The sequence below is a fragment of the Sphingopyxis sp. PET50 genome, from assembly GCF_025244705.1.
Lineage (GTDB): Bacteria > Pseudomonadota > Alphaproteobacteria > Sphingomonadales > Sphingomonadaceae > Sphingopyxis.
In genome coordinates this window covers 2,451,434-2,476,051 of the sequence record NZ_CP104207.1, presented here as the reverse complement: position 1 = coordinate 2,476,051, position 24,618 = coordinate 2,451,434, and the positions used below count along the sequence as shown (strand labels likewise).

Genomic DNA, 24,618 nt, shown 5'->3' with positions numbered 1-24,618 from the left:
GCTCGGTCTGGCGTGCTTTCGTACGCAGGGGTGCGGGGCCGGCATGAATCGCGTGCCGCGCGTTGCAGGGGCAGCGAGCGACGATGCCGGGTGGCGCGGCGGGCGCTTCCGGGTTAGGATCGCAGTGGCGGCCAGGACCGGGCTGCTCCGGAAAAGGCGGTGCCATGTCCCGATCGAACCTTCCGCGCCTCGGTGTCGATATCGTTTCCGACGTGATGTGCCCTTGGTGCATCATCGGCTGGAAGAAGTTCGAGCAGGTGATGCTGCATTTCGCCGGGCGGCTCGATTTCCGGGTGCAATGGCATCCCTTCGAACTCAACCCCGATATGCCGCCTGGCGGCGAGGATGCCGCCGCGCATGTGATGCGCAAATATGGCATCAGCGCCGAACAGAGCCGCGCCAACAGCGGCAAGATGGCGGGGATCGCCGCCGATCTGGGCTTCACGTTCAACCGCGGGCCGGGGTTCCGGATGCGCAACAGTTTCGACGCGCACCGGCTGCTGAGTTGGGCCGGAGCGCTGGAGGAGCCCGACCAAACGGCGGCGACCGGCGTGCAGACAGCGCTGAAACTCGCGCTGTTCCGGGCGCATTTCACCGACAATCGCGACGTCGGCGATCCCGACATACTCGCCGACGTCGCGGCGTCGGTGGGACTCGACCGCGCCCGCGCCGCCGCGATCCTCGCCTCCGGCGAGTTCGGCGAGATGGTGCGGACCGAGGAGGCTTATTGGGCCGACCAGAATATCACCGGCGTTCCCGCCTTCATCCTTGGCGGGCGGATGCTGGTGCCCGGCGCGCAAGAGGCCGAGGTGTTCATCCGGGTGATCGAACGCAAGATACTGGCCGACGCGGCCTGAAGAACGCCGGCGCCTCGGCGCCCTGACCATCCGTCCTTGCGAATCAGCGCCGCCGCGAGCGGATCAGGTCGGCGGCGGCGATCGGGCCGAGCGTGAACATGAACGCCCCCATCATGAAGACGAAGACGAGGACGGGGGTCTGAAGAAGGGCGTCGGTCATGAGAGGGGCTCCATGGCTTGGTGATGTCCCCTTGTCGGTCGCCCCGCGCCGCGCTGCATTGACATCGGTCAAACCGGCGCCGCGGCGGAGGCATTTCCTCGTCGACCGCTGCCGTACCGGACCGGTACGTTAGGATTTTGCCAAGCCTGCGATGGCAGGATCGGGACATGGCCGGTCCCGATCTTCTGTCCACGCATCGCCGTCAGCGGCGGCATCGCAGACCCCTGCGGCCGCGGCGCGGCGTCGGTCCGATCCGCTTCGTCACGCCGGTGATGGCGCTGGGGTTTCTCGCGACATTGGCGGCGCTGCAAGGGTCGCCGGCACCTCCCGCCGATGGCCCGGCCCCCTCCGCCGACCGCCTGTCGGCGCGCTTCGGCTTTTGCCCCAGCGGCGGCGGGCGCGATTGTGTGGTCGACGGCGACACCTTCCGGTTCGCGGGCGAGAAATACCGCATCGCCGATATCGACACGCCCGAGACGCACCCGGCGCGCTGTGCCGAGGAAGCGGCGCTGGGCGCGGCCGCGGCGCGGCGCTTGCAGGCGTGGATGAACGCAGGGCCGTTCAGCCTCGGAGGAGCCGGGCGCGACACCGACCGTTACGGCCGCAAGCTGCGCATCGTGACCCGCGGCGGGGCCAGCGTCGGCGCGATGCTGGTCGGCGAAGGACTGGCGCGGCCGTGGGAAGGGCGGCGGCGACCCTGGTGCTGAGCGGCTCGACCGTCGCGGCGGCGGCGGTCCGCCGATGGCCGTGGATCGAATGGCGCCGCCGGGCGTATGAAGCGCGGAACTCGCCGGCGACGGTCCGGCGAGCGGCAAGGAGCATCCCCATGGCAGAGCATGACCACAGCGCGATCAAGGAAAATATGCAGGTCGTCGGCGCCGACGGCGTCCATATCGGCACGGTCGACCATCTCGACGGCGAGCGGATCAAGCTGACCAGAGCCGACAGCCCGCAGACCGGGGACGGCCAGGGCGGCAAGCATCATTATCTGCCCGCCGGGCTGGTCGCCGCGGTCGAGGGCGACACGGTGCGGCTATCGGCGACCGCCGCCAACGCGGCCGACCTGTTCGAGGAAGCCGAATAACGGCGGACAGGCCGGGTCAGCGTCCCCTGGCGGCCACGGCGACGAGCCTGGTCAGCGTCGCGAGGCGGCGGCGCGCGGCGCTCCAGTCGCGTTCGGGGTGGGTCTGAATCCGGTGCAGCAGCACGCGGATTTCCTTGCGGCGGTTGCCCTCTGTCACGGCTTGCATCGTTCGTCTCCTTTCGCGTCCTCTTATAGCAGCCTTTGCGGCGGCGTGGGGACGGCTGGTCGCGTTTAACCCATAAATCGGCTGTTTGTTTTGGGGGGCTAGGCTTCGCAGCGGGCGGATGGGCGGCGCCCCGATTTCGCCCGCCACGGGTGGCATCGCGGCGCGGGCGTGCCTATCTGGGCGCGATGAGCAACGGGGACCGCAGGACCATCACCATCGCGCGGCTGAAGCCGAAGCCGCTGGCGGCGGGGCAAATGCTGTGCCTGTTGGCGTTCGGCGTGCTGGTGGCGATGCAGGCGCGCGGCGACACGGCGGGCGAGGTAGTGCGGCACATCCTGTTCGGCGACGTGGTGATGACCGCGCTGATGGCGGCCGCGGTGCTGGGCTTCGTCTGGTTCCGGCGGCTGTGGCGCTGGCGCGCCGCCTATGTGCGGCATGACGGCGTGACGCTCTACCGCGGCGGCAGCGCGCGCTGGCCGCTGGCGCTGGTCCGCGACGTGGTGCTGGCGAAGAACGGCATGGGCATCCAGACGCTGCGGCTGGTGGTCGACGACGACAGCGAAGTGACGCGCGAGCTGGTGAAGCTGGCGATGCTGGACGGCTCGGCGGAGGCGGTGAAGGGCGGCGTGATGTTCGCGGCCGCGGGCATGCGCGGGGTGCCGAGCGGGGTGACGGTGAATTAGATCAAATTGCGTGAAATCTGAGTCCCTCCGTATCCCCGAGCCCTTCGACTGCCTTGCAGGCGCTCAGGATAAACTTCGGCCTTCGGACCGAAGACGAGGGGCTCGTTCGAGCGAAGCGAGAAGCTTCGACGTTGCTGCCTCGACTTCGCTCGGCATAGCCCCTCGTCTTCGCTCGGGGAGGCGGTTCAGGTTTAACGCACCATCGCCCGTCCCGCTGCGGGCCAAAGTTCAGTGAAGTTCAGCCCATTGGCACGGCCGTTCGGTCAAAGTTCAGGAAAGTTCAGCCTCGTCGCGGTCCCAGGGGGCCGACGGGCCTGCGGGCACGGGCTCGCCTTCGGCCGGAGGGTCGCGATACCAATGCGGCAATTCCCCGTCGCCAAGATCGGCAACCTCCAGCGCCACCGCGAGATCGTCGGGGGCCATCAACGCCTCGGGCGCGGCGGGCGGTGCGGGGTGCAGATGGACCAGGGCCTCGGCCACCGGGGTGGCGGGCGCCGACGCGGGGGCGCGGTCGCTTCGGCGGGCGGCGGCGTCGCGGAAACAGTCGGGGCCATAAGCGCGCAGCAGGAACATCAGCAAGCGGTCGCTCTGGCGCAGGCGGCGGCCGACGCGGTTGCCCTCGCGGTCGAACACCGGCTCGTCGGTGCCGACCAGCGCGCGTTCGAAGGCGGCGTCGAGCAATTTCTTCGACGCCGTGTCGATCGCCGCCGACCAGGCGCGGTCGAACGCTTCGGCGCCGGGGGAGCGGCGCAGGCGATAGGCGGAGGATTCGGACATGCCGACATGTTGCGCCGCGGTGACGACCGATCCGCTGTCGGCCAGCGCCTCGATAAAGGCGCGCTGCTTGTCGGGCGACCAGCCGTCCTTGCGCCGCTTTTTCAGCACCGGCACCCAGTCATAGGCGGCGGGGTCGTGGCCGTGCGCGTCGAGCGCGGTTCCGGCGGCGGGATCGGGCGAGGGGATCGAGGCGATGTGGCTCATCTGCCAGTTTGGAGCATGGCGAAATAATTTAGGAAAGCGTTTTTTTGCGTGGGATGTGCGAAATAGGATTTGGTGGGGCGTGGGGCGGGGTGGGACTCGGGCTAATTAGGGGTTGTTGCACCTGTCACCGTAATCACCACCGTAATCACGTGTTCAGGAAAGATGTTATACGTCTGACTAGGTCCTCGTGACGCTCGGTTTCACATTCCCATATGGTGAGGACAGTCCAACCCAACTCCCTTAGGCGACGGACATTTTCAGCATCGCGTTCGATGTTTCGAGCCAGTTTAGGCCCCCAATAGCCGCTGTTTGATTTTGGCGGCCGTCCTTCGCGACAGTCAGGATGTTGATGCCAAAAACATCCGTGGACAAAAATGACCTTTCTGCGGCCGATGAAGGCCAAGTCAGGCTTTCCAGGCAGGTCTTTGCGGTGAAGCCGATATCTATAGCCTAAGGCGTAGACGACCCGTCTGACCACCATCTCCGGCTTCATACCGGCGCTTCGAATTGCTCGCATGTTAGCGCTGCGCCGCTCGGGAGTAAGCTTGTCCATGACGTGCGGCTAGTCGATTTTGCCCGCCTCACGAAGCCAGCCTTCTTGTTCCTCCGTTTTTGGACGGTAGGAGACAAATTCTCGATGACCTACTTTCAGGCCCAGCCGCTGCATGAGTTCTCGGTCATAACCCGAATAAAGAATGGCGATCCCCATTTTTGCCAGAGAATCTCGCGCTCCGCCGTTTCTGCGAAGCCGTTTCATATAGTCATCTTGTGCCGCAATTGCTGCGACCTGCACACGGGAAACCGGCATGCCCAGACAGGTTTGGAAAAGGGTCGCTAAGCGCTTCGTCCCCTTGCCGCTACTCATTATCTTTTTCCGGTGCTCTTCGTCTATCAGCGACCAAAAGTTTGGTGTGTAGTCGAAGTTTGAAACCAGCCACCAGATATGCTCGGTCCCGGCGGCAGAGAACGATGTTTTCGCATCTCTGTTCTTCCCTTGACGCAGATATGCAGGACGAGCACGAACCAGCCCAACAGCGCATTTCGCCAATGTTTCGTTTACGCGCAGCAATATGCAGTATTGATCGATAGCTTCTGGCGGAATCATCCAACCTGAACCGCCGCCTGTCGTCGATTTAACGTCTACCTCTCGGTCCCCGATAAGCAGGTCCAGAAGGACGCCTCGAGGCACTTGCAGCCAATCACGAAGCAGTATCTCGAATTTCGTACCTAGATAGGTCTTTTCTGTTTTTTCTAGCTCCGAGAGAAAAAATCGACCAGTTCTAGCCGTATCAATTACTTCATCGATAGCGGAGCGAAAGAAAGACCGTAGCTTCTCTTCAAAAACTTCCTTTCCGCCAATCGCGGTAAGCAGTTCAGATTCGAGAGCCGCAAGGTCTTCACAGTCAGGATGGCTAGCGGGAAGCGATCGGTATCCTGAATTGGGAAATAGGTTCACCCAACGGCATGTACCAAAAAGTTCTGCTGTACGGCAAGCGCGATACGCAGATTATTAGCTACGGCCTTCGCGACCGGCGGAGGAAACGCGTTGCCAACCTGCCGATAAGCCATAGTTTTTCGGCCATAAAATTGCCAATGATCGGGGAAGCCCTGAAGTCGCGCCACCATGCGGGTGGTAAGGCGGGGCATTCCGACAAAATCTTTGTCAGGCGCACTATCAGCGATAGTTCGTCCCTCGACCCCGAGCGAAGCCCACGCCCTTTTTGCGCGCGTCGGTCCGAGGTCGGGGCCGCCGTGCTTCTTCGAGCCTCCAACAATGGTCGGCGCGATATCGTTTGCCCGTGATGCCCATGTATCCGCGCCGTGCCAGCCGTTGGCTGCCATAAGGTCACGCAGCGTTTCCCCCACCGTTGGAGGGTTGTGTGGGCTGACGCTTGGCCAGTCGAATGCGTCGGTGAGGTCCTGTCTTATCGCCACGATTACAACGCGAGGCCTTAGTTGGGGCACGCCGAAATCGGATGCGTTAAGTAAGCGCCAATCCGTCTCATATCCCAGATTGGAAAGTTGTTTTTTAAGATGGGTCCGATAGTCATCGAATACGGCTGATAGAAAGCCACGCACGTTTTCGATCATGACGGCTTTGGGCTTGATCTCGTCAATCAAGCGCAAAGCGGCGGGGAATAGATTGCGTTCGTCCTTGTCGCCGAGTTGTTTGCCGGCGACCGAAAATGGCGGGCACGGCAAGCCAGCCGTGAGCAAATCCACCCCGCGATACGGCGTTCCGTCGAACGTATTCATGTCCTGCGAAATGACGTTCCAAGTCGGCCGATTCAGTTCAAGTGTTTTGGCGAAATCTCGCTCTATTTCGACGAGCGCCGCATGACGAAAACCGGCTTGTTCTAAACCGAGCGCCTGTCCTCCGGCTCCCGCGCAAAATTCAATCGATTGCATGTGACCTCCCGGGAGCAGTATCTGCGTTCTTTATATGTTCCATCAGGCTTGGCAAGGCCTATACCCTCAAAATTTAAGCAGTCGCATCCGTAATGGACCTGTCAGAATCGACTTTGTCGGGCTCTCAAAGCTAAACGGAAAACCCGCCCGCGTTCCGCCGATTCGACCCCGCCGCGAGCACCTTCTTGCCCGTCGGGGTCAGCGTCCACTTCGCGCCTTGCTGCGCGACGAGGCCGAGGGCGGCGAGTTCGTCGCGGATCGGGTCGCTGGGGAGCTGGGGGCGGCGGTTCGATATGCCTTCGAGGGTCGCGCGCTGGGGCTGGCTGAGGGCCAGCAGTTTGAGCTTGGGTTTCTTGTCGGTCATGCCCGCAGGATAGTCGAGATCGGCGGCGGGGTGAAGGGCGAAGGATGGGGGCGGCCCGACACGCGATAAGGTCTCCAACTTCGTCATCCCCGCGAAGGCGGGGATCCAGTTTACTTCTTTTGTCCTTTTCTTCGTGCCTTTGCGCCTTTGCGTGAAACCAGAAAAATCTCACGCAAAGGCGCAAAGGCACGAAGAAGGAAAAAGCTGGATTGTGCCTGGAGTCACGTGCCTCCCGTCACCCTTCACGGGGATGACGGCGGGTTTTGGGCGTTGTCGGCGTGACGCCTCGCGATGCGGACTTCCGGCGCGGCGAAGCCTGCCCACCCCGCTGCAACTAGCCAGCAAGCTGGCAAGTTTCGCTGCCCCTCCCGCTTGCGGGAGGGGTTTTGAAGGGGCTTATTCGGCGGCGATGCCCGCCTTGGCGAACATGTCCTCGCCGTCGGTTTCGGGCGCGGGGGCGCTGTCGTCGTTCGCCTTGGCCTTCTTGCGGTTGTCGAAGCTCGACCATACCGTGTTCCAGTCGCCGCGGGTCGCGCCCTTGCTGTATTCGGTCGCGCGGGTTTCGAAGAAGTTGGCGTGCTCGACGCCGTTGAGCAGCGGGGCGAGCCAGGGCAGCGGGTGTTCGTCGATCATGTAGATCGGCTGGAAGCCGAGCTGGCCCAGGCGCCAGTCGGCGATGTAGCGGATGTAGCGCTTGATCTCCTTGGGCGTCATGCCGGGGACCTGGCCCTGTTCGAAGGCGAGGTCGATGAAGGCATCCTCCAGCCGCACGGTCTTCTGGCAGGTGTCGATGATGTCTTCCTTCACCGCCTTGGTCAGGCAGCCGCGTTCCTTGGTGAAGGTGTGGAACAGCTTGATGATGCCTTCGCAGTGGAGGCTTTCGTCGCGGATCGACCAGCTGACGATCTGGCCCATGCCCTTCATCTTGTTGAAGCGCGGGAAGTTCATCAGCATCGCGAAGCTGGCGAAGAGCTGCAAGCCTTCGGTAAAGCCGCCGAACATCGCGAGGGTGCGCGCGATATCCTCGTCGCTGTCGACGCCGAACTGCTGCATATAGTCGTGCTTGGCGCGCATCTCGTCATATTCGAGGAACATGCCGTACTCGCTCTCGGGCATGCCGATGGTGTCGAGCAGGTGGCTGTACGCCGCGATGTGGACGGTTTCCATGTTGCTGAACGCGGTCAGCATCATCTTGATCTCGGTCGGCTTGAACACGCGGCCGTATTTTTCGTGGTAGCAATCCTGCACCTCGATGTCGGCCTGGGTGAAGAAGCGGAAGATCTGGGTGAGCAGGTTGCGCTCGTGGTCCGAGATCTTCTGCGCCCAGTCGCGGCAATCCTCGCCCAGCGGCACTTCCTCGGGCACCCAGTGGATCTGCTGCTGGCGCTTCCAGAAATCGAACGCCCACGGATATTCGAAGGGCTTGTAGGTCTTGCGGGCTTCTAGAAGGGGCATTGCGGACTCCAGACTGGTATTTCTTACTCCTCTCCCGCCGGGAGAGGAAGGGGCCCAAGGCGTCAGCCTTGGGAAGGTGAGGGTGTTCGGCGGTCGGGTGGCGGCGGTTCGTCGCCCTCACCCTTCCGCCGCTTCGCGGCTCCCTCCCTCTCCCGGAGGGAGAGGGAGATTGTTTCCATGACGCCCTGCGTGTTGGCGAGCACGTCGGTGTTCCAGAAGCGGAGGACGGTGAGGCCTTGCGCTTCGAGAAATTCGGTGCGGCGGGCGTCGTAAGACGCCGCCTCGCTATGCTGTCCGCCATCGACCTCGATCACCAGCTTCGCGGCGAAGCTGAAGAAGTCGGCGAAATAGGGGCCGATCGGAACCTGCCGCCGCCATTTGATGGCGGGGAAGGTTTCGCGCAGCGCGCGCCACATGCGCTTTTCGGCTTCGGTGGCGGATTTGCGCAAGGTGCGGGCGCGGGTGACGGTGCCGGAGGGTTGATGGCGATAGGTGCGCATATTCGTCGCCCTCACCCTTCCGGCGCTTTGCGCCTCCCTCCCTCTCCCGGTGGGAGAGGGATTCGTTACTGGCACGCGAGGCACTCGTCGTAATCGGTGGTTTGCAGCTCGTATTTCGGCGCCTCGGGCGTGTTGTCGGCCTCGACCCCGCCCGCGAAGCCGGCGCGCTGGACCGACTTGGACCGCAGATAATAGAGCGATTTGATGCCGAGCTCCCACGCGCGGTAGTGGAGCATGAGCAGGTCCCATTTCTCGACGTCCGCCGGAATGAACAGGTTCAGCGACGCGGCCTGGTCGATGTACGGCGTGCGGTCGGCGGCGAGTTCGAGCAGCCAGCGCTGGTCGATCTCGAAGCTGGTCTTGAACACATCCTTTTCGTCCTGGGTCAGGAAGTCGAGGTGCTGGACGCTGCCGCCCTTTTCGAGGATCGAGTTCCAGATCGCGTCGCTGTTCTTCGCCTTGTCGACGAGCAGCGCTTCGAGGTGCGGATTGCGGATCGAGAAGCTGCCCGAGAGCGTCTTGTGCGTGTAGATGTTCGCGGGGATCGGCTCGATGCACGCGCTGGTGCCGCCGCAGATGATCGAAATCGACGCCGTGGGCGCGATCGCCATCTTGCAGCTGAAGCGCTCCATCACGCCCTGATCGGCGGCGTCGGGGCAGGGGCCGCGCTCGTTGGCGAGCAGCATCGACGCGGCATCGACCTGCGCGCGGATATGCTTGAAGACGCGCAGGTTCGACGACTTCGCCATCGCGCCCTCGAACGGCAGGCCGCGCGCCTGGAGGAAGCTGTGGAAGCCCATCACGCCGAGGCCGACCGAGCGTTCGCGGCTCGCGCTATATTTGGCGCGCGCCATTTCGGGCGGGGCACGGTCGATATAGTCCTGAAGGACGTTGTCGAGCATGCGCATGACATCCTCGATGAAGCGCTTGTCGCCGTTCCACTCGTCCCAGGTTTCGAGGTTCAAGGACGAGAGGCAGCAGACCGCGGTGCGATCGTTGCCGAGATGGTCGCGGCCGGTGGGCAGCGTGATCTCGCTGCACAGATTCGATGTCGTGACCTTCAGCCCCAGGTCGCGGTGATGCTTGGGCATCATGCGGTTCACCTGGTCGATGAAGATGATGTAGGGTTCGCCGGTCGCGAGGCGCGTCTCGACGAGCTTCTGGAACAGGCCGCGCGCGTCGACGGTGCCGCGGACGCTCTGGTCCTTCGGCGAGCGGAGGTCGAATTCCTTGCCGTCGCGCACCGCCTCCATGAACTCGTCGGTGATGAGCACGCCGTGGTGGAGGTTCAGCGCCTTGCGGTTGAAGTCGCCCGACGGCTTGCGGACCTCGAGGAACTCCTCGATCTCGGGGTGCGAGATGTCGAGATAGCAGGCGGCCGAACCGCGGCGCAAGCTGCCCTGCGAGATGGCGAGGGTCAGGCTGTCCATCACGCGGACGAAGGGAATGATGCCGCTGGTCTTGCCGTTGAGGCCGACGGGTTCGCCGATGCCGCGGACATTGCCCCAATAGGTGCCGATGCCGCCGCCGCGGCTCGCGAGCCAGACATTCTCGTTCCACGTGCCGACGATGCCTTCGAGGCTGTCGTCGACCGAGTTGAGGTAGCAGGAGATGGGCAGGCCGCGGCCGGTGCCGCCGTTCGAGAGGACGGGGGTGGCGGGCATGAACCACAGCTTCGAGATATAGTCGTAGAGGCGCTGCGCGTGGTCCTGATCGTCGGCATAGGCGTCGGCGACGCGCGCGAACAGGTCCTGATAGGATTCGCCGGGGAGGAGGTAGCGGTCTTCGAGCGTTTCCTTGCCGAAGTCGGTGAGCAGCGCGTCGCGGCTCTTGTCGGTTTCGATCGCGAAGCGGCGGGCGTGGACCTTGGGTTCGCTCGAATCGTCGCGTTTCGCGGGCGGCGATTCGCTCTTCGATTCGCTCGCGAGCGGCGCTTCATTCTTTGTCAGTTCCACCGTCGCCACGTCGCTCGTCTCCACCCGTTCCATCTCGCGAAAATCCATGCTCATACGCCCCCGATTCGAACGCGCGTCCTGCGCGTTTGTTCCTGTCTTGTTCGACTCGGGACGAAGCCCCGGTCTTAGCATTTTCTCGGTCCCGGTTGGCACTTATTTTCGGGCGCAAAGAGGGTTTTTCCGCCTCCATATAGGAAGGCGACGGAAATCCGCCACTTTCGGCCTGATACTATTTGTTGGGGTGCCCCCGGCGGTTGACCCACAACCCATAGTGCCACGTCGGCGCGGCGATGCAAGACGGTAAATGACAGATTAGCGACTCGGTTCGTCGCTCTTCTGATCTCGCTTCGTCGCTGACCGGGCACGGCTCACGGTGCCAAATGGCGGCTTTCCGCGATGTTGGAGGGCGACGCGAAGCGCCGCGGCGCGGCACAAAAAAATCCGGCCGGCACAAGATATGGGGGAGGGATGCCGGACAGGCTTTGCGGTGCGCGGGGTCGGTGGCGAAATCCCGGTCGTCGCCCAGCCTGTCCGGCGCGGGCCGGGGACCTTATGCAACGCTTCGTCCAATTTTCCTTCGCCGCGGCGGCGAGGCGGATGTTCGTCGCGCTCATAGTCGACAATCGGGCGGGAGCGGACGCAGGCTTATCGGCGGCACCGAAGGCGCAGTGCGCCGACGTGAGTGAGATTGATTTCGCACAAAGGCACAAAGGCACGAAGATGTCGTGCTTGCCGCGAAGCGGCTTTACCTCTTGGGCCTCGTCAAAACATCGACGTCGATGAGAAGGCGGCCTTTCGGCCGCGAACGGCTTCTTCGTGCCTTTGTGCCTTTGTGCGAAACAAAATATCCGCCCCATCAGCCTCGAACAACGCTTGCTGAGCGCGTCGCCAAACGTCCGCCTCCCACCCCGATCCCGACAGGCCGCCTGGGTTTGCAAAAGACATCATCGCCAAATGAAAAAAGGCCCCGGCGATGCCGAGGCCCTTTCTCTATTCATTTGGATCAGGCCTGGCCGCCACCGCTACCGGTGCCGCCGCCGCCCAACCACCTGTAGAACCAACCCATGGGATGTCTCCTAGTGATGCACGTCTGCACTGCCCACGCAGAGCAGTTAACGCAGCATATACCCTAAAAGACATGGTAAATCGAGTCTTAACCAAGAATGTTACCAAAGTGGTAACGATTATGCCGTGCGGCTGTGGTGGGTGGGGGCGAGCGTGGCGGTGAGTTCGGAGAATAGCTGCGGTTTTCCAAGGTGATAACCTTGGCCGACGTCGCAACCGAGCTGTTCGAGCAGGGCCATTGTCGGGGCATCCTCGATCCCTTCGGCGACCGCGACCGCGCCCAGGCGGTGGGCGAGGTCGATGGTCGATTTGACGACTTCGAAGTTGCGTTGCGAATCGCGCATGGTCATCACGAATCGCTTGTCGATCTTGATCTCGTCGGCCTCGATTTCGGTCAGATATTCGAGGTTCGACTGGCCGGTGCCATAGTCGTCGATCGACAGGCGGATGCCCGCGCGGCGGAGTTGCGCGAGCGTCTGGCGCGCCTGGCGGCTGTTTTCGATCTGCGCCGTTTCGGTGATCTCGATCGTCAGCATTTCGGGCGGCAGATGGTGCGCGGTCAGCATGACGCGGATCGTGCCGACCAGATCGGCATGGTCGAGCAAGGTCGCCGACAGGTTGACCGACATATGGATGTCGAGCCCGCGCTCGCGCAGCTGCGTCGCGGACCGGATCGCATGATCCATCACGAACAGGGTGAGACGATAGATATCCTGGCTCTTTTCCGCCTGGACGATGAATTCGTCGGGCGGGATCGGCCCGCGCGTCGGATGCGTCCAGCGCGCCAGCGCCTCGACCCCGACGAGCGCGTGGGTCCGGATGTCGTACTGCGGCTGGAAGGCGACCCAGATGTCGCCGCTGGTGAGCGCGTCCTCGAGCTGCGAGTGGAAGGAAAGCTGCCAGCCGGCGTCCTCCTTTTGCCGCGGCGAATATTTGGTCCACAGCGCGCGGGTGCGGATCGCGCGTTCGGCGGCGACGAGCGCCGCGGCGAGGCGCTGGGCGTTCGATCCTTCAAACTCGTCGTTGACCCCGAAGGCGATCGCGACGTCGACGCGCAGTTCGCCGATCGTCAGCGGGGCGTTGAACAAGGCGGCGAGGCCGGCGAGATGGCCTTCGATCTGGCTGTGCTGATAATAGGGGACGAGCCAGGCGAAGGTGCCGTCGAGATCGTGGTGGAGCTGGGTGCCGTGGCAGGCGAGGGTCAGGCGGCGCGCGACCTGGTCGACGAGCTGCTGGCTGCCCTCGCCGGGCAGGAAGGCGGCGAGATCCTCGAAATTGACGAGCTTGGCGGCGATGACGGTCGCGCTGCCGAACGCGGGCTGCGAGCGCAGGGCTTCGAAATTGGGCAGGCCCGACACCGGATTTTCGCGCTGGGCGGAGAAGCGGCGGCGCTTGCGGCTGACATTGGCGCTGATCGCGGCGATCAGGAACAGCGCGGCACCGATCGACACGGTGACGAGCAGGGTGGCGAGCAGCACCTTGACGATCACCAGAACCGCGACCGCGGCGAGCGCCGCGCGGCGCGTACCAGCGCTGGAAACGCGGCAGCAGCGCGGCGAAGAGCGCGATCATCGTCGCGACCAGCGCCGGCAGCCAGCCGATGTCGACCGGATTGCCCCGCTTCAGCGTCTCGCCGCCGATCAGGTGGATATAGGCGCCGGGAACGAGGTCGTGGCCGGGGAGATAATGGGCATCCTGAAAGGTCGATGCGGTGGGCGCGAAGATGACGTCCTTGCCCTTGAGCTGCGCCGCTCCGACGCGCCCGGCGAGCAGGTCGGCGGCGCCGTAAATGGGGATGCTGTTGGTGTTGTACGAAAAATCGAGCCGGAAGCTCCTGGGCTCCGCCGACGTCTTGCCGCCGAGCAGCGAGGCAAAGCTCGGCAGCTTGCGGCCGTCGGCGACATAGGTGATCGGCACGTTCCACACCTGCCAGAATTCGAAATCCCAGGCGATGCTGGCGAGCTGCGCCTTGTCGCCGAACGCCGGATTGGGGAAGATCGAGCGGCTGCGGTCGGTGCCGGGCATCGACTTGGTCGCGACCGCGAGCACCGCCCGGTTGCCCATCTTGCGCACCGCCTGGGTCAGGCGCGAGAAATCGGGGTCCGATTCGCGGCGGTCGAAATAGAAATCGAGGAACAGGCGCTTGGCGCCGACCTTGTCGATCGCGCTGACGACCTCGGCATATTGGGTCATCGAAAAACTGCCGCCGGGGGTCTGGCCGAGGGTGCGGTCGTCGAGCGCGACGATGACGATATCGCCCGACACCGGCCGGTCGCCGAGCCGGCTCGTCGCGGAGCCGATGAGCCGGTCGGGCAGGTCGCCCGCGCCCGAAACGCCGACGAGGATGCTGAGCAGCAGGGCGAGCCCGAGGGTGCGCCAGCTGACGATCATCCTGTTCACTACGGGTGGCACGCGCGCACGTCTCCAGCGGTTACCCCCCATGCCTAAGGTCCGATGGTTATCATCGCGTTAATCACGCGGGATATCGGGCGCGCGAAAACGGCCCGAAACGCCGCGGAAACCGGGGTCAGCCGAACGCCGGAAGCGCCGCGTCGCTCGGCCAGCGCCGACGGCGCCAGCCCCGTCGCCGCAGGGACGATCTGCTGCAGGTAGAAACGCGTCGAGGCGATCTTCGCTTCGAGGAAGGCGGCATCGCCCTGGCTTTCGTCGAGCGCCGCGCGCGCGGCCCGGTGCTGGAGCGCCATCAGCCAGCCGCAGGTCGCGGTCGACAGCATCGTCAGATAGGGATAGCTGCCCGCGAGGCGTTCGCCGATGGGAGCGTTCGCCATCCAGTCGGTGACCGCGCGGCACGCATCGGCGAGTTGCCGCAATTCGGGGAAATCGGCGGCGCCGTGCGCGATATCGTCGATGAGGCCGCGAACCAGGTCGCCGCCGGCCATGCCGAGCTTGCGCCCGACGAGGTCGGCCGCCTGGATGCCGTTGGTGCCTTCGTAGATCGGCGCGATGCGCGCGTCGCGATAATGCTGCGCGGCGCCGGTTTCCTCGATGAAGCCCATGCCGCCATGCACCTGCACGCCGAGGCTGGCGACCTCGCAGCCGATGTCGGTCGCGTGCGCCTTCGCCAGCGGGATCAGGATTTCGGCGCGCATCGCGGCGGCCTCGTCGCCCAATTTGCCGAAATCGGTCTGGGCGGCGGCGTAATAGATGAGCGCGCGCGCCGCCTCGGTCTGCGCGCGCATCCGCCACAGCATGCGGCGCACGTCGGGGTGCTGGTCGATGGTCACGGGCGTGCGGTCGGGCGAGCCCGCGAGCGATGACTGGATACGCTCGGCGGCGTAGGCTTGCGCCTGCTGCGTCGCGCGTTCGGCGATCTGGACGCCCTGGCAGCCGACCATCAGGCGCGCGTTGTTCATCATCACGAACATCGCGCGCATCCCGCCCATCTCGTCGCCGACGATCTCGCCGAGGCAATCCTCGCCCTCGCCATAGACCATCACCGCGGTCGGCGAGCCGTGGATGCCGAGCTTATGTTCTATGGACGCGCAATGGACGCCGTTCGAAATCGTCGGATTGCCGGCGGCGTCGAGGCGGTATTTGGGGACGAGAAAGAGCGAGATGCCGCGCGTCCCCTCGGGCGCGCCCGGCGTGCGGGCGAGGACGAGATGAACGATATTGTCGGTGAGGTCGTGCTCGCCGAAGGTGATGAAGATCTTCTGTCCCCTGATCCTGTAGAGGCCCGCGTTCGGGCCGTCGGTGACCTTTTCGGCGGTCGAGCGGAGCGCGCCGACGTCGCTGCCCGCGCCCGGCTCGGTCAGGTTCATCGTGCCGTTCCATTCGCCCGAAACGAGCTTGGGAAGCCAGGTCTGCCGCTGCTCCTCGGTGCCATAGGCCATCAGCGCGTGGATCGCGCCGGGGGTGAGGATGTTGCAGAGGGTGAAACCCATGTCGGCGCTGCCCAGCGCCTCGATCACCACGGTCGCGAGGGTGAAGGGCAGGCCTTGGCCGCCGTATTCGACGGGGCCGTCGATGCTGCCCCAGCCCGCCTCGACGAACTGCCGATACGCTTCCCTGAACCCCGGGGGCATGGTGACCTTGCCGTCCTGCCACTTCGGGTTGTTCGTGTCGCCGACGCGGTTGAGCGGAGCATAGACCTCCGCCGCGAACTCGCCGATGCCGGTGACGATCGCCTCGACCATGTCGGGGGTCGCGTCGGCGAAGCGGTCGTGCTGCGCCATCGCGTCGACCCGCGCGATGTGGTTGAGGACGAACAATTGCTCGGTGGTCGGCGGCGTATAGGTCATCTTCGGCTCCCCTTTTAGGGATGATTCCACAGGTGGCGGCGCTATAGCGCGGCATGGCCGAGGGTCAAACGCGCATGACGACCGATATCCGCCCATTTGGCGCGGAGGCAATCGCGCGCGCCGGGGGGCTGGTCGGGGAGGGGCTGCCGGTCGCGGTGCCGACCGAGACGGTCTATGGCCTTGCGGCCGACGCGCGTAACGCGGCGGCGGTCGCGCGAATCTACGCCGCGAAGGGGCGGCCCGATTTCAACCCGCTGATCGTGCATGTGCCCGATCTGGCCGCGGCGGAGATGCTGGGGGTGTTCGGCACGGTCGAGCGTCTGTTGGCGGCGCGGTTCTGGCCGGGGCCGCTGACTCTGGTGGTACCGCGTACCGGTGACTGCCCTGTGGCGAGCGTCGCGACGGCGGGACTCGATACGATCGCGCTTCGGGTGCCGGGGCATCGCGCGATGCAGGCGCTGCTCGCCGAAACCGGCGCCCCGCTCGCGGCGCCGAGCGCCAATGCCAGCGGCGGGGTGAGCCCGACGAAGGCGGAGCATGTGCTTGCGACGCTGGACGGCCGGATCGCGCTGGTGATCGACGACGGGCCGACGGCGGCGGGGGTCGAATCGACGATCGCGCGGGTCAGGGACGGCGCGGTCGAGGTGCTGCGGCCGGGGCCGGTGACGGCGGCGATGCTGGGCGAGGCGTCGGGGCTGCCCGTGTCCGGGGTTGCAGGGGCGGAGATCGTCGCGCCGGGGATGCTGGCGAGCCATTATGCGCCGGGCAAGCCGGTGCGGCTGAGGGCGAAGGATTTTGGGGATGACGAGTTCGGCATCGGCTTCGGCAAGGTCGCGGGCGATTATCAGTTGAGCGCGGCGGGCGACCTGACCGAGGCGGCGGCGCGGCTGTTCGACGCGCTGCATGCGGGGGCGGCGAGCGCGAAGGCACGGATTGCGGTGGCGGCGATCCCGGACGAGGGGTTGGGCGCGGCCATCAACGACCGGCTTTCGCGGGCGGCTGTGTGAATATTTGACTCGCACAAAGGCACGAAGGCACAAAGGGGTTTGGGCCGACAGGCCCCATTTTCCTTAAGCCAAGTTTTCGGGCGCGAGGTGGCGGGAGGAAGCCGCTTCGCGGCGGACGCCCTCTTTGTGCCTTCGTGCCTTTGTGCGAGACTATTTTTAAGCTGCCGCCGGCTCCACCGGATCGTCGTGCGGGACCTTGCGCGCGACGATCAGGCAGGCGGCGACGATGAGGACCGCGCCGGCGATCGTCGGCAGCGCCACCGGCTCGCCGAAGAAGAGCCAGCCGAACAGCATCGCCCACAGGAAGCCGGTATATTCGGTGGTCGCGAGGATCTGCGTCTCGGCGCGGGCATAGGCCCAGCTCAGCAGCAGCAGCGAGGTGGTCGCGAGGATTGCGGCGCCGAGGATGTGCGGGGCATGGCCGCCGTCCGGCACCGTCGCAAACCATGGCGCACCGAGCGCGAGGATCGCGGCGACGAAGAAATTCTGGAAAAAGGCGATTTCGAGCGGCTCCGCCATCTTCGCCTGCCGCCGCGCGAGGATGAGGTTGTAGGCGTAGAAGACCGCCGACAGGAACACCGCGCCGACCGCCCACAGCGCATCGGGCCGGTAGCCGCTGGCGCCGAGCTTGCCCGCGACGATGATGATCACGCCGGCGAGGCCGAGCAGCGAGGCGGCGACCGAGCGCGGGCCGATCTTCTCGCCGAGGAAGGTCGCCGCCATGTAGAGCGCCATCAGCGGCGCGACAAAGGCGAGGGCGATCGCCTCCGCCATCGGCAGCCGCGCGAGCGCCCAGAAGAAGCACAGCGCCATCGCCGCGACGAACAGCGAGCGCCAGGCGTGAATGGTCATCGTCGCGCGGTCGGGCCAGGCTGCACGGAGCGAGAAATAGACGGCGCCGCTGACGAGCGTGCCGACCCCGGTGCGCCAGAGGACGGCGTTATACGCGCCGAGTTCGATCGACAGCCCCTTCATCAGCACGTCCATCATCGAAAAGGTCGCGATGCTCGGCGCAGGCGATCAGGAAGGGGATGGTCGGCGAGGGCGAATCGGGGCGCATAGCGGCGGCTGTAGCGGATAAATGGAACGCGCGACTATGGCCTCCCTGCGATGACCCATGTCCGCAGTTCGAACACATCGAAAGGGAGCAGCCGGTTCTCGCTTCGGTGAGCGCGGCGATGGCATGTTGGGCATAATATCAGGAGGTCATCGAGATTGGATCGTCGCTCGCTCGGCCATCAGGGGGCTGATATGATGGGCGTCGAACATCGACGGGTCGGGATGTTTGAACTGACATGCGTCGCAGCATAGGTGGCCGCCGTTTAATTCAGCATTTTTCAGCTTTGCCCGTTTCCCGATCGTTCCGGAGCGTTCTATTGCGAGTTGAGTGCGCCATACTCGCCGTCCTTCCTCCGATGTCGGTTCAGGTACGTCTAGCGACACTCCCATTGCGCCAAGCTCGACGATTTTCTCGTTTTTATGCGCATATTGAACCCACGACCGCTCGCTTTCGGACCAACGGATTTGGAGTTTGGCTATCAAGCGAGACAACTCCTCCCGCTTGTCCAACAAATAGAAATCATATGGTTTGTTCTTATCTTGCCCGGGTTTCAATCCGCTGAGAGGACAGTCCCAGTCGACGTCACTCGCGTCGCCAAGCGATGCCCCGTACAAGCTGACGAAGATTGTCGTGTTTTCCGGACCTGAAACAAAGCTGGCCCAATATTTCGCTTTTCGAAATATGGGCCGCCCTGCCTCCTGGGTCGACTGGTAGCGATCAAAACGATCGCTACGCTCAAGCCATAGATCATATGGCTTGAGGCCCGTTGCACCGGTGCCGCTGTGTCGAACAAGAATGACCTCTTTTGGATTGAGTCCGGCCTTGCGTATCAAATCGTTGAAGGTCGTCACCTCGCCCTCCTGCTCTGATCCAATCTACCGAAACGTCGCCATACCGGCGCCGTCGATGTTGAGCTTCTGCCCCGAGCAATAGGGATTCGCGTCGCTGACGAACCACAGCACCGCCGCCGCGACATCCTCGGGCAGCGCGACGCGGCCGAAGGGGAATTTGGCGTCGAGGTGGTGGATATCCTCCTCGCCGGTCACCGCGCGCGACAGTTTCGATCCCATGTCGCTGACGGTCAGCGAGGGGGAGACGATATTGACGCGCACGCCGTTCCGCATTTCTTCCTTGGCGAGGGTCAGCGCGAGCGCCTCGCCCGCGGCCTTGCCCATATTGTAGGGCGCGCCATTGGCATTGTTGCCGAGCGTCGCGACGCTGGAAATCACGATGATGTCGCTGCGCTTGTGCTGGCGCAACTGCGGCAGCGCGAGGCGGCTCATGCGGTGCGGGCCGAGCGCATGGACCCCGATGACGCGTTCGAGTTCGGCGGGATCGGTGTCGGCGACGCTCCGCCCGCGGCTGGCGATGCCGGCGTTGTTGACCAGGATCGACAGCGGGCCGAGATCGGCCTCGATCGCGGCGACCATCGCGGCGCAGGCTTCCTCGTCGGTGACCGAGGCCCGATAGGCTTTCGCCTTGCGGCCGAGCGCCTCGATCGCCGCGACGGTTTCGGCGGCGGCGGCCTCGTCGCGGGTGTAGTTGACCGCGATGTCGGCGCCCGCCTTGGCCAGCGCCAGCGCGATCCCGCGCCCGATCCCGCGCGAGGCGCCGGTGACGAGCGCGACGCGCCCGGTCAGGTTCATCTCGGCCATGTATCTCTCTCCCTATTGCATCAGTTCGGCTTGGATTTCGTCAGGGCTCCGGCTTGCCGCATTACGCCATTTGGGGGCGGCCTTGCGGTTGAGGACATGGCCCCGGGCGTCGAGAATCGCGACGGTCGGCGTGCCCCTGATGTTCTTGAAGCCGAAGCGCCGGGCAACTTCGAGGTTCCGGCCCTGGCCGACCCGCGGCGCGCCGATATCGACGAAGATGATATGGTAGCGCGTCATCAGCGCGCCCGCGATGTCGATGCCGGCGATGGCGTTGGCGAACCAGGCGCTGTCGTGGCAGTCGTTCGACCCCATCACGAGCAGCACCCGCTTGCCCGACTGGCGCGCCGCGGCAAGCGCGGTGTCGACCAGCGCCATCGCGTCGGCGGCGGGATCGAAGGCGGTGGTTTCATAGGGCTTTTCGACGCCGGGGATCGAGCGGAGCGGCGCGTCCTCGCCGGCCGCGGCGGGCGCGAGCGGCAGGGCGAGGAGCGCGAAGGCGAGGGCGATGATGCGGATCATGCGCCGACGATAGGTTTTGCATGACGTTTCCGTCAACGTAAGATAGCCTTGGCGCCATGAGCTGGAAAAAAGAAGTCGAGGAGCTCGGTGCGCGCCGCGCGATGGCCGAGAAGATGGGCGGGGAAGAAAAGGTCGCGCGCCAGCACGGGCGCGGCAAGATGGACGCACGGGCGCGGCTCGCGGCGATCGTCGACCCCGGCAGCTTTCGCGAAATCGGCAAGATCGCGGGGCGCGGCAAATATGGTGCCGATGGCGAACTCGAAGACCTCGCCGCGAGCAATTTCATCTTCGGGCGCGCGAATATCGACGGGCGGCCGGTGGTCGCCAGCGCCGACGATTTCACCGTGCGCGGCGGCGCGGCCGATGCGGCGCTGCACCGCAAATTCGTCCAGTGCGAGGCGATGGCGCATGAATATCGCCTGCCGCTGATCCGCATGATCGACGGCACCGGCGGCGGCGGGTCGGTCAGGACGCTGGAGGATATGGGCTATACCTATATCCCGCATGTGCCCGGCTGGGACCAGATCATCGCCAATCTCGACACCGTGCCGGTGGTGGCGCTGGCGCTGGGGCCGACCGCGGGGCTGGGGGCGGCGCGCGTCGTCGCGAGCCATTACAGCGTGATGGTGCGCGGCCTGTCGCAACTGTTCGCGGCGGGACCTGCGGTCGCGGCGGCGATCGGCGATACGCTCGACCGCGAGGAACTGGGCGGCAGCGACGTGCACACGCGCAACGGCGTCGTCGATGACGAGGTGGCGAGCGAAGCCGAGGCGTTCGCGGCGGCGCGGCGCTTTCTGTCCTACCTCCCCTCGTCGATCCACGAGCGAGCCGCGCGCACGCCGTGCAGCGATCCGGTGGACCGCCGTGATGAGACCTTGCTGTCGGTCGTCCCGCGCGAGGCGAAGCAGGTTTATTCGATGCGGCGCATCGCCAATGCCGTGTTCGACGCGGGCAGCTTTTTCGAGATGGGTGCGCGCTGGGGGCGGGCGGCGATCACGGCGTTCGCGCGGCTCGACGGCTGGCCGGTCGCGGTGCTGGCAAGCGACCCCAGCTTCCTCGGCGGGTCGTGGGACGCCAAGACGAGCGAGAAGGCCGAACGCTTCGTCAAGCTCGCCGACCAGTTCCGCCTGCCGATCGTGCATCTGGTCGACAATCCCGGATTCATGATCGGCGGCGAGGCCGAGCGGACGGGGACGATCCGCTACGGCGTGCAGGCGATGAACGCCATCTATCGCGCCACCGTGCCGCTGGCGTCGGTGGTGGTGCGGCGGGCTTACGGGATCGCGGGGAGCGCGATGTCGAACGCCGAGCGCTTCCAGTACCGCTTTGCCTGGCCGTCGGGCGACTGGGGCAGCCTGCCGATCGAGGGCGGGGTCGAGGTCGCGTACAAGAGCGAGCTGGAGGCGGCCGAGGATCCGGCCGCGCATCTGGAGGCGATCAGGGAGCGGCTCAATCGCGTGCGCTCGCCCTTCCGTACGGCGGAGAAATTCGGCGTCGAGGACATTGTCGATCCAAGGGACACGCGGCCGCTGCTCTGCGAGTTTGCCGAACTGGCGTGGCGGGTGCTGAAGTAGGCAAGGACTCCCTTACCCCCTCCCGCAGGCGGGAGGGGAGCGAGACTTACGAACTTGTTCGTTAGTCGCAGCGGGGTGGGCCTTTGACGCGCCGTTGCCAGCCCACCCCACTGCGGCTAGCCAGCAAGCTGGCAAGCCTCGTTGCCCCTCCCGCCTGCGGGAGGGGAGGAGGACGGGTAAGGGGACCGGCATGACCGCGCAACGCCACTACGGCATGGACTGGCTCCGCATCGGGGCGTTCGCGTTGCTGATCCTCTATCATATCGGCATGTATTTCGTGCCGTGGGGCTGGCATGTGAAGATCGCGCAGCCGATCGACTGGGTGACGATCCCGATGCTGGCGACGAACAGCTGGCGGCTGGCGCTGCTGTTTCTCGTGTCGGGCTATGCCAGTGCCGCGCTGTTCGCGAAGCTCGGCGGGGCGGGCGGGTTCGCGCGGTCGCGCAGCGCGCGGCTGCTGATCCCCCTGCTGTTCGGCATGATCGTCATCATCCCGCCGCAGCCGTGGATCGACCTCATGGGCCAGCATGGTTATGCCCATGGTTTCCTGCATTTCTGGCTCCACGATTATTTCGGCTTCCAGTTCATCGACGGCATCGCGTTGCCGACGTGGCAGCATCTGTGGTTCGTCGTCTATCTGTGGGTCTATACGATGCTCGCGGCGGCGCTGCTGGCGCTGATCCCCGCGGGTGCGCGGGCACGGATCGCCGACGGTGCGGCGCGGCTGCTCGGCGGGTGGCGGTTGCTGGTCGTGCCCGCCTTGTGGTGGATCGCCATCTATCTCGCCTTCCCCGACCATGACGAGACGCATGCGCTGTTCGACGACGGGCCGTCGCATCTTCATTATCTGGCGGCGTTCGGCGTCGGCTGGCTGCTGCGCGTGCGGCCGGTGCTGTTCGAGACGGTGGCGCGCTGGTGGAAGGTCGCGCTGGTGCTGGGCGTGCTGGCCTTTATCCCCGTTGCCTGGATCGAGTGGACATGGCCGGGCGATACGGTCGCGCCGCCCGAAGTGTTCCTGCCCTATCACCTCGCGCGCAACATCAACGGCTGGCTGGTGATCGTCGCGCTGGTCGGCATCGCCGACCGCTACTGGAACCGCGACCATCCCCGGCGCGCGATGCTCGCCGAGGCGGTGTTTCCCTTCTACATCGTCCACCAGACGATCATCGTCGTCGCCGGCTGGTATCTGCTCCGGGCGCATGTCGCGGCGCTGCCCTCCTTCCTCGTCCTGCTCGCCGCGACCGTCATCGGATGCTGGCTTTTCTATGCGATCGGGCGCAGCATCGGCTGGCTGCGGCCGCTGATCGGACTGCAGCGCCGATAGGGAGAGCGAAGATGGGCGCATTGAAAGGCCTGATGGCGGTCGTCGGGGTCGCGGCGGTGCTGATGGGCGGCCTCTGGATATTGCAGGGACTCGACATCGTGCGCTGGCCGTCGAGCAGCTTCATGCTCGGCGATCCGGCCTGGACGCGCAACGGCACGGTGCTGGCGGTGGTCGGGCTCGTGCTGATCTGGTTCGCGCGCAGACAGCCCTGACCGGCCACCGACTACAAATGTAGTTGATCCGTATTGCCGTTCTGATACACCTCGCTCACCGGGGTGGATTGGAGACGAGGATGATTCGCCGTTCGCGCTTTTTGCCGCTGTTGCTGCTGGCCGCCGCGCCGCTGCCCCTGACCCCCGCTCTTGCCGCCGAAGAGGCCGCCGCGCCCGCGCCGGTCGGCGCCGATGCGGTGGCCGAAGCCTATGCCGCGCTGCTCGCGCGCGACTATGTCTATCCCGAAACCGGCGCGCGCTATGCCGCCGCGATCCGCGCCGCGATCGCTGCGGGGCGCTACAGGGCGCTGTCGGGCGACGCGCTGGCAAAGGCGATTGACGAGGATGTGAACGCGGTGGCGCCCGACGGCCATTTGCGGGTGCGCCCGCCGGCGGGCAGCGCGCCCGCCGCGCCACCGCCGGGCGGCGGACCGGTCCGCGTCCGCACGCCGAACCTGCCGCCGATCGAACAGCCGGGCTGGATCGCGCCGGGGATCGCCTATATCCGTTTCAACCTGTTCCCCGACGACGCGGCGGTGACCGCCGCGACGGCGAAGTTCATGGCCGACCATGCCGATGCCAGGGCGATCATCTTCGACATCCGCACCCATCGCGGCGGCGGGCTGGACCAGATGGACGTCATCTTTCCCTGGCTGTTTGCTCAGCCGACGCGGCTGGTGACGATGGCGACGCGCGAATCGGTCGACGCACGGGGCGGGTCGCCGATCGACGGGATCGCGTCGATGCGCCCGGTGAAGGGCGACGCCGGCATGGTGGCGCGCGAGCATTGGGCGACGCCGAACGGCGACACGCGGCTGCGCGACGCCAAAATCTATGTGCTGACCTCGGGCGCGAGCGGATCGGCGGCCGAGCATTTCGCGCTGGCGATGAAGCATACGCGGCGCGGCACCTTGGTCGGCGACGCGACCGGCGGCGCCAATCATTTCGGCTATGGCGAGGAATTGGGCGACGGTTTCCAGGCCTTCATCCCGGTCGGCCGGACCTATGATCCGGTGACCGGCAAGGATTGGGAAGGCGACGGCGTCGCCCCCGACGTGGCGGTTCCGGCGGCCGAGGCGCTGGTGCGCGTGCTCACCGACCTGGGCATCGGCGCCGACGAGGCGAAGCGCCTGTCCGACGCGCACGTCCCCGGCGCGCCGATGGAGCGGCGGCGGCCGCGGCCCGCGGCGGCGCCCGCCACGCCCGGCGGCTGACGCAGCGGACGGCGCGCCGCCGTTCGTCCGTTCGTCGCCTCACAACGTGTATTGGTGGAATAATACGCCTCGCGCGACCGCGCGTCCTTTATCCTGCATCCGATTGGCCGGT

At 65.4% G+C, this 24,618-nt stretch carries 25 protein-coding genes; 9 read left to right on the top strand and 16 right to left on the bottom strand.

Annotation, left to right across the window (positions count from 1 at the left end; translation table 11 throughout):
• Positions 1-164: 164 nt before the first annotated feature.
• The 3 genes from N0A20_RS12990 to N0A20_RS12980 all read left to right on the top strand — a co-directional run bounded on the left by N0A20_RS12990 (position 165) and on the right by N0A20_RS12980 (position 2,101).
• Positions 165-857, top strand: coding sequence for a DsbA family oxidoreductase (locus N0A20_RS12990; RefSeq protein ID WP_260580779.1), 693 nt, complete (start codon positions 165-167; stop codon positions 855-857).
• A gap of 327 nt (positions 858-1,184) precedes the next feature.
• Complete coding sequence (locus N0A20_RS12985; RefSeq protein ID WP_260580778.1) at positions 1,185-1,724, top strand: thermonuclease family protein; 540 nt, start codon at positions 1,185-1,187, stop codon at positions 1,722-1,724.
• 119 nt (positions 1,725-1,843) lie between these two features.
• Positions 1,844-2,101: a DUF2171 domain-containing protein gene (locus N0A20_RS12980; RefSeq protein ID WP_260580777.1), complete on the top strand. Its 258-nt coding sequence runs from the start codon at positions 1,844-1,846 to the stop codon at positions 2,099-2,101.
• Between the two features lie 16 nt (positions 2,102-2,117).
• Here the strand turns inward: N0A20_RS12980 and N0A20_RS12975 are convergent, their stop codons facing one another.
• Positions 2,118-2,267: a hypothetical protein gene (locus N0A20_RS12975; RefSeq protein ID WP_260580776.1), complete on the bottom strand. Its 150-nt coding sequence runs from the start codon at positions 2,265-2,267 to the stop codon at positions 2,118-2,120.
• 149 nt (positions 2,268-2,416) lie between these two features.
• Here N0A20_RS12975 and N0A20_RS12970 point away from each other — a divergent pair, with 149 nt between their 5' ends.
• Positions 2,417-2,950 (top strand): hypothetical protein, encoded by a 534-nt coding sequence (locus tag N0A20_RS12970; RefSeq protein ID WP_260580775.1) that lies wholly within the window; start codon positions 2,417-2,419, stop codon positions 2,948-2,950.
• A 270-nt stretch (positions 2,951-3,220) separates the two neighbouring features.
• Here N0A20_RS12970 and N0A20_RS12965 read toward each other — a convergent pair whose 3' ends face one another.
• The 11 genes from N0A20_RS12965 to N0A20_RS12915 all read right to left on the bottom strand — a co-directional run bounded on the left by N0A20_RS12965 (position 3,221) and on the right by N0A20_RS12915 (position 15,941).
• Entirely contained in the window at positions 3,221-3,931 is a 711-nt protein-coding gene (locus N0A20_RS12965) for a hypothetical protein (protein WP_260580774.1), read from the bottom strand.
• A 145-nt stretch (positions 3,932-4,076) separates the two neighbouring features.
• Positions 4,077-4,424 carry a very short patch repair endonuclease gene (locus tag N0A20_RS12960; protein WP_409574794.1) on the bottom strand — a complete coding sequence of 116 codons (348 nt, stop codon included), beginning with the start codon at positions 4,422-4,424 and terminating at the stop codon, positions 4,077-4,079.
• 69 nt (positions 4,425-4,493) lie between these two features.
• Entirely contained in the window at positions 4,494-5,387 is an 894-nt protein-coding gene (locus tag N0A20_RS12955) for a NaeI family type II restriction endonuclease (RefSeq protein ID WP_260580772.1), read from the bottom strand.
• Positions 5,384-6,340: a DNA cytosine methyltransferase gene (locus N0A20_RS12950; protein WP_260580771.1), complete on the bottom strand. Its 957-nt coding sequence runs from the start codon at positions 6,338-6,340 to the stop codon at positions 5,384-5,386. Before N0A20_RS12950 ends, N0A20_RS12955 begins: the two co-directional genes overlap by 4 nt.
• 130 nt (positions 6,341-6,470) lie before the next feature.
• Positions 6,471-6,782 (bottom strand): hypothetical protein, encoded by a 312-nt coding sequence (locus tag N0A20_RS12945; protein ID WP_260580769.1) that lies wholly within the window; start codon positions 6,780-6,782, stop codon positions 6,471-6,473.
• A gap of 318 nt (positions 6,783-7,100) precedes the next feature.
• On the bottom strand, positions 7,101-8,159 hold the full coding sequence (locus tag N0A20_RS12940) for a ribonucleotide-diphosphate reductase subunit beta (protein WP_260580768.1): 1,059 nt from the start codon (positions 8,157-8,159) through the stop codon (positions 7,101-7,103).
• Positions 8,160-8,221: 62 nt separating this feature from the next.
• A complete protein-coding gene (locus N0A20_RS12935; RefSeq protein WP_260580767.1) occupies positions 8,222-8,659 on the bottom strand; it encodes an endonuclease domain-containing protein in 438 nt (145 codons plus the stop codon).
• Between the two features lie 65 nt (positions 8,660-8,724).
• Positions 8,725-10,662 carry a ribonucleoside-diphosphate reductase subunit alpha gene (locus N0A20_RS12930; protein ID WP_260580766.1) on the bottom strand — a complete coding sequence of 646 codons (1,938 nt, stop codon included), beginning with the start codon at positions 10,660-10,662 and terminating at the stop codon, positions 8,725-8,727.
• A 1,136-nt stretch (positions 10,663-11,798) separates the two neighbouring features.
• Positions 11,799-12,767 carry an EAL domain-containing protein gene (locus tag N0A20_RS12925; RefSeq protein WP_260580765.1) on the bottom strand — a complete coding sequence of 323 codons (969 nt, stop codon included), beginning with the start codon at positions 12,765-12,767 and terminating at the stop codon, positions 11,799-11,801.
• Positions 12,691-14,091, bottom strand: a complete 1,401-nt coding sequence (locus tag N0A20_RS12920; protein ID WP_260580764.1) for a CHASE2 domain-containing protein — start codon at positions 14,089-14,091, stop codon at positions 12,691-12,693. The genes N0A20_RS12925 and N0A20_RS12920 overlap by 77 nt, the downstream gene beginning before the upstream one ends.
• 32 nt (positions 14,092-14,123) lie before the next feature.
• A complete protein-coding gene (locus N0A20_RS12915; RefSeq protein WP_260580763.1) occupies positions 14,124-15,941 on the bottom strand; it encodes an acyl-CoA dehydrogenase in 1,818 nt (605 codons plus the stop codon).
• 74 nt (positions 15,942-16,015) lie between these two features.
• Between N0A20_RS12915 and N0A20_RS12910 the strand changes: the two genes are divergently transcribed.
• A complete protein-coding gene (locus N0A20_RS12910; protein WP_260580762.1) occupies positions 16,016-16,948 on the top strand; it encodes an L-threonylcarbamoyladenylate synthase in 933 nt (310 codons plus the stop codon).
• A gap of 156 nt (positions 16,949-17,104) precedes the next feature.
• On the opposite strand, the gene N0A20_RS12905 is transcribed toward N0A20_RS12910, so the two are convergent.
• The 4 genes from N0A20_RS12905 to N0A20_RS12890 all read right to left on the bottom strand — a co-directional run bounded on the left by N0A20_RS12905 (position 17,105) and on the right by N0A20_RS12890 (position 20,218).
• Positions 17,105-17,938, bottom strand: coding sequence for a DMT family transporter (locus N0A20_RS12905; protein ID WP_312846541.1), 834 nt, complete (start codon positions 17,936-17,938; stop codon positions 17,105-17,107).
• Positions 17,939-18,154: 216 nt separating this feature from the next.
• Entirely contained in the window at positions 18,155-18,859 is a 705-nt protein-coding gene (locus N0A20_RS12900; RefSeq protein ID WP_260580761.1) for a hypothetical protein, read from the bottom strand.
• A 24-nt stretch (positions 18,860-18,883) separates the two neighbouring features.
• Positions 18,884-19,663: an SDR family NAD(P)-dependent oxidoreductase gene (locus N0A20_RS12895; protein ID WP_260580760.1), complete on the bottom strand. Its 780-nt coding sequence runs from the start codon at positions 19,661-19,663 to the stop codon at positions 18,884-18,886.
• Positions 19,664-19,675: 12 nt separating this feature from the next.
• A complete protein-coding gene (locus N0A20_RS12890) occupies positions 19,676-20,218 on the bottom strand; it encodes a thioredoxin family protein (RefSeq protein ID WP_260580759.1) in 543 nt (180 codons plus the stop codon).
• A gap of 20 nt (positions 20,219-20,238) precedes the next feature.
• Here N0A20_RS12890 and N0A20_RS12885 point away from each other — a divergent pair, with 20 nt between their 5' ends.
• The 4 genes from N0A20_RS12885 to N0A20_RS12870 all read left to right on the top strand — a co-directional run bounded on the left by N0A20_RS12885 (position 20,239) and on the right by N0A20_RS12870 (position 24,506).
• On the top strand, positions 20,239-21,756 hold the full coding sequence (locus tag N0A20_RS12885; RefSeq protein ID WP_260580758.1) for an acyl-CoA carboxylase subunit beta: 1,518 nt from the start codon (positions 20,239-20,241) through the stop codon (positions 21,754-21,756).
• Between the two features lie 190 nt (positions 21,757-21,946).
• Positions 21,947-23,080 (top strand): acyltransferase family protein, encoded by a 1,134-nt coding sequence (locus N0A20_RS12880; protein WP_260580757.1) that lies wholly within the window; start codon positions 21,947-21,949, stop codon positions 23,078-23,080.
• An 11-nt stretch (positions 23,081-23,091) separates the two neighbouring features.
• A complete protein-coding gene (locus N0A20_RS12875; protein WP_260580756.1) occupies positions 23,092-23,292 on the top strand; it encodes a hypothetical protein in 201 nt (66 codons plus the stop codon).
• 80 nt (positions 23,293-23,372) lie between these two features.
• Complete coding sequence (locus tag N0A20_RS12870; RefSeq protein ID WP_260580755.1) at positions 23,373-24,506, top strand: S41 family peptidase; 1,134 nt, start codon at positions 23,373-23,375, stop codon at positions 24,504-24,506.
• The last annotated feature ends 112 nt before the right edge of the window (positions 24,507-24,618 follow it).

Excerpts from the sequence above, each read along its gene's own strand:
- N0A20_RS12870 (WP_260580755.1), top strand. The coding sequence starts at position 23,373 with ATGATTCGCCGTTCGCGCTTTTTGCCGCTGTTGCTGCTGGCCGCCGCG.
- N0A20_RS12880 (WP_260580757.1), top strand. The coding sequence starts at position 21,947 with ATGACCGCGCAACGCCACTACGGCATGGACTGGCTCCGCATCGGGGCG.
- N0A20_RS12960 (WP_409574794.1), bottom strand. The coding sequence starts at position 4,424 with ATGAAGCCGGAGATGGTGGTCAGACGGGTCGTCTACGCCTTAGGCTAT.
- N0A20_RS12985 (WP_260580778.1), top strand. The coding sequence starts at position 1,185 with ATGGCCGGTCCCGATCTTCTGTCCACGCATCGCCGTCAGCGGCGGCAT.
- N0A20_RS12990 (WP_260580779.1), top strand. The coding sequence starts at position 165 with ATGTCCCGATCGAACCTTCCGCGCCTCGGTGTCGATATCGTTTCCGAC.
- N0A20_RS12950 (WP_260580771.1), bottom strand. The coding sequence starts at position 6,340 with ATGCAATCGATTGAATTTTGCGCGGGAGCCGGAGGACAGGCGCTCGGT.
- N0A20_RS12935 (WP_260580767.1), bottom strand. The coding sequence starts at position 8,659 with ATGCGCACCTATCGCCATCAACCCTCCGGCACCGTCACCCGCGCCCGC.
- N0A20_RS12915 (WP_260580763.1), bottom strand. The coding sequence starts at position 15,941 with ATGACCTATACGCCGCCGACCACCGAGCAATTGTTCGTCCTCAACCAC.
- N0A20_RS12940 (WP_260580768.1), bottom strand. The coding sequence starts at position 8,159 with ATGCCCCTTCTAGAAGCCCGCAAGACCTACAAGCCCTTCGAATATCCG.
- N0A20_RS12905 (WP_312846541.1), bottom strand. The coding sequence starts at position 17,938 with ATGATGGACGTGCTGATGAAGGGGCTGTCGATCGAACTCGGCGCGTAT.
- N0A20_RS12910 (WP_260580762.1), top strand. The coding sequence starts at position 16,016 with ATGACGACCGATATCCGCCCATTTGGCGCGGAGGCAATCGCGCGCGCC.
- N0A20_RS12885 (WP_260580758.1), top strand. The coding sequence starts at position 20,239 with ATGAGCTGGAAAAAAGAAGTCGAGGAGCTCGGTGCGCGCCGCGCGATG.
- N0A20_RS12965 (WP_260580774.1), bottom strand. The coding sequence starts at position 3,931 with ATGAGCCACATCGCCTCGATCCCCTCGCCCGATCCCGCCGCCGGAACC.
- N0A20_RS12975 (WP_260580776.1), bottom strand. The coding sequence starts at position 2,267 with ATGCAAGCCGTGACAGAGGGCAACCGCCGCAAGGAAATCCGCGTGCTG.
- N0A20_RS12875 (WP_260580756.1), top strand. The coding sequence starts at position 23,092 with ATGGGCGCATTGAAAGGCCTGATGGCGGTCGTCGGGGTCGCGGCGGTG.
- N0A20_RS12930 (WP_260580766.1), bottom strand. The coding sequence starts at position 10,662 with ATGGATTTTCGCGAGATGGAACGGGTGGAGACGAGCGACGTGGCGACG.
- N0A20_RS12895 (WP_260580760.1), bottom strand. The coding sequence starts at position 19,663 with ATGGCCGAGATGAACCTGACCGGGCGCGTCGCGCTCGTCACCGGCGCC.
- N0A20_RS12980 (WP_260580777.1), top strand. The coding sequence starts at position 1,844 with ATGGCAGAGCATGACCACAGCGCGATCAAGGAAAATATGCAGGTCGTC.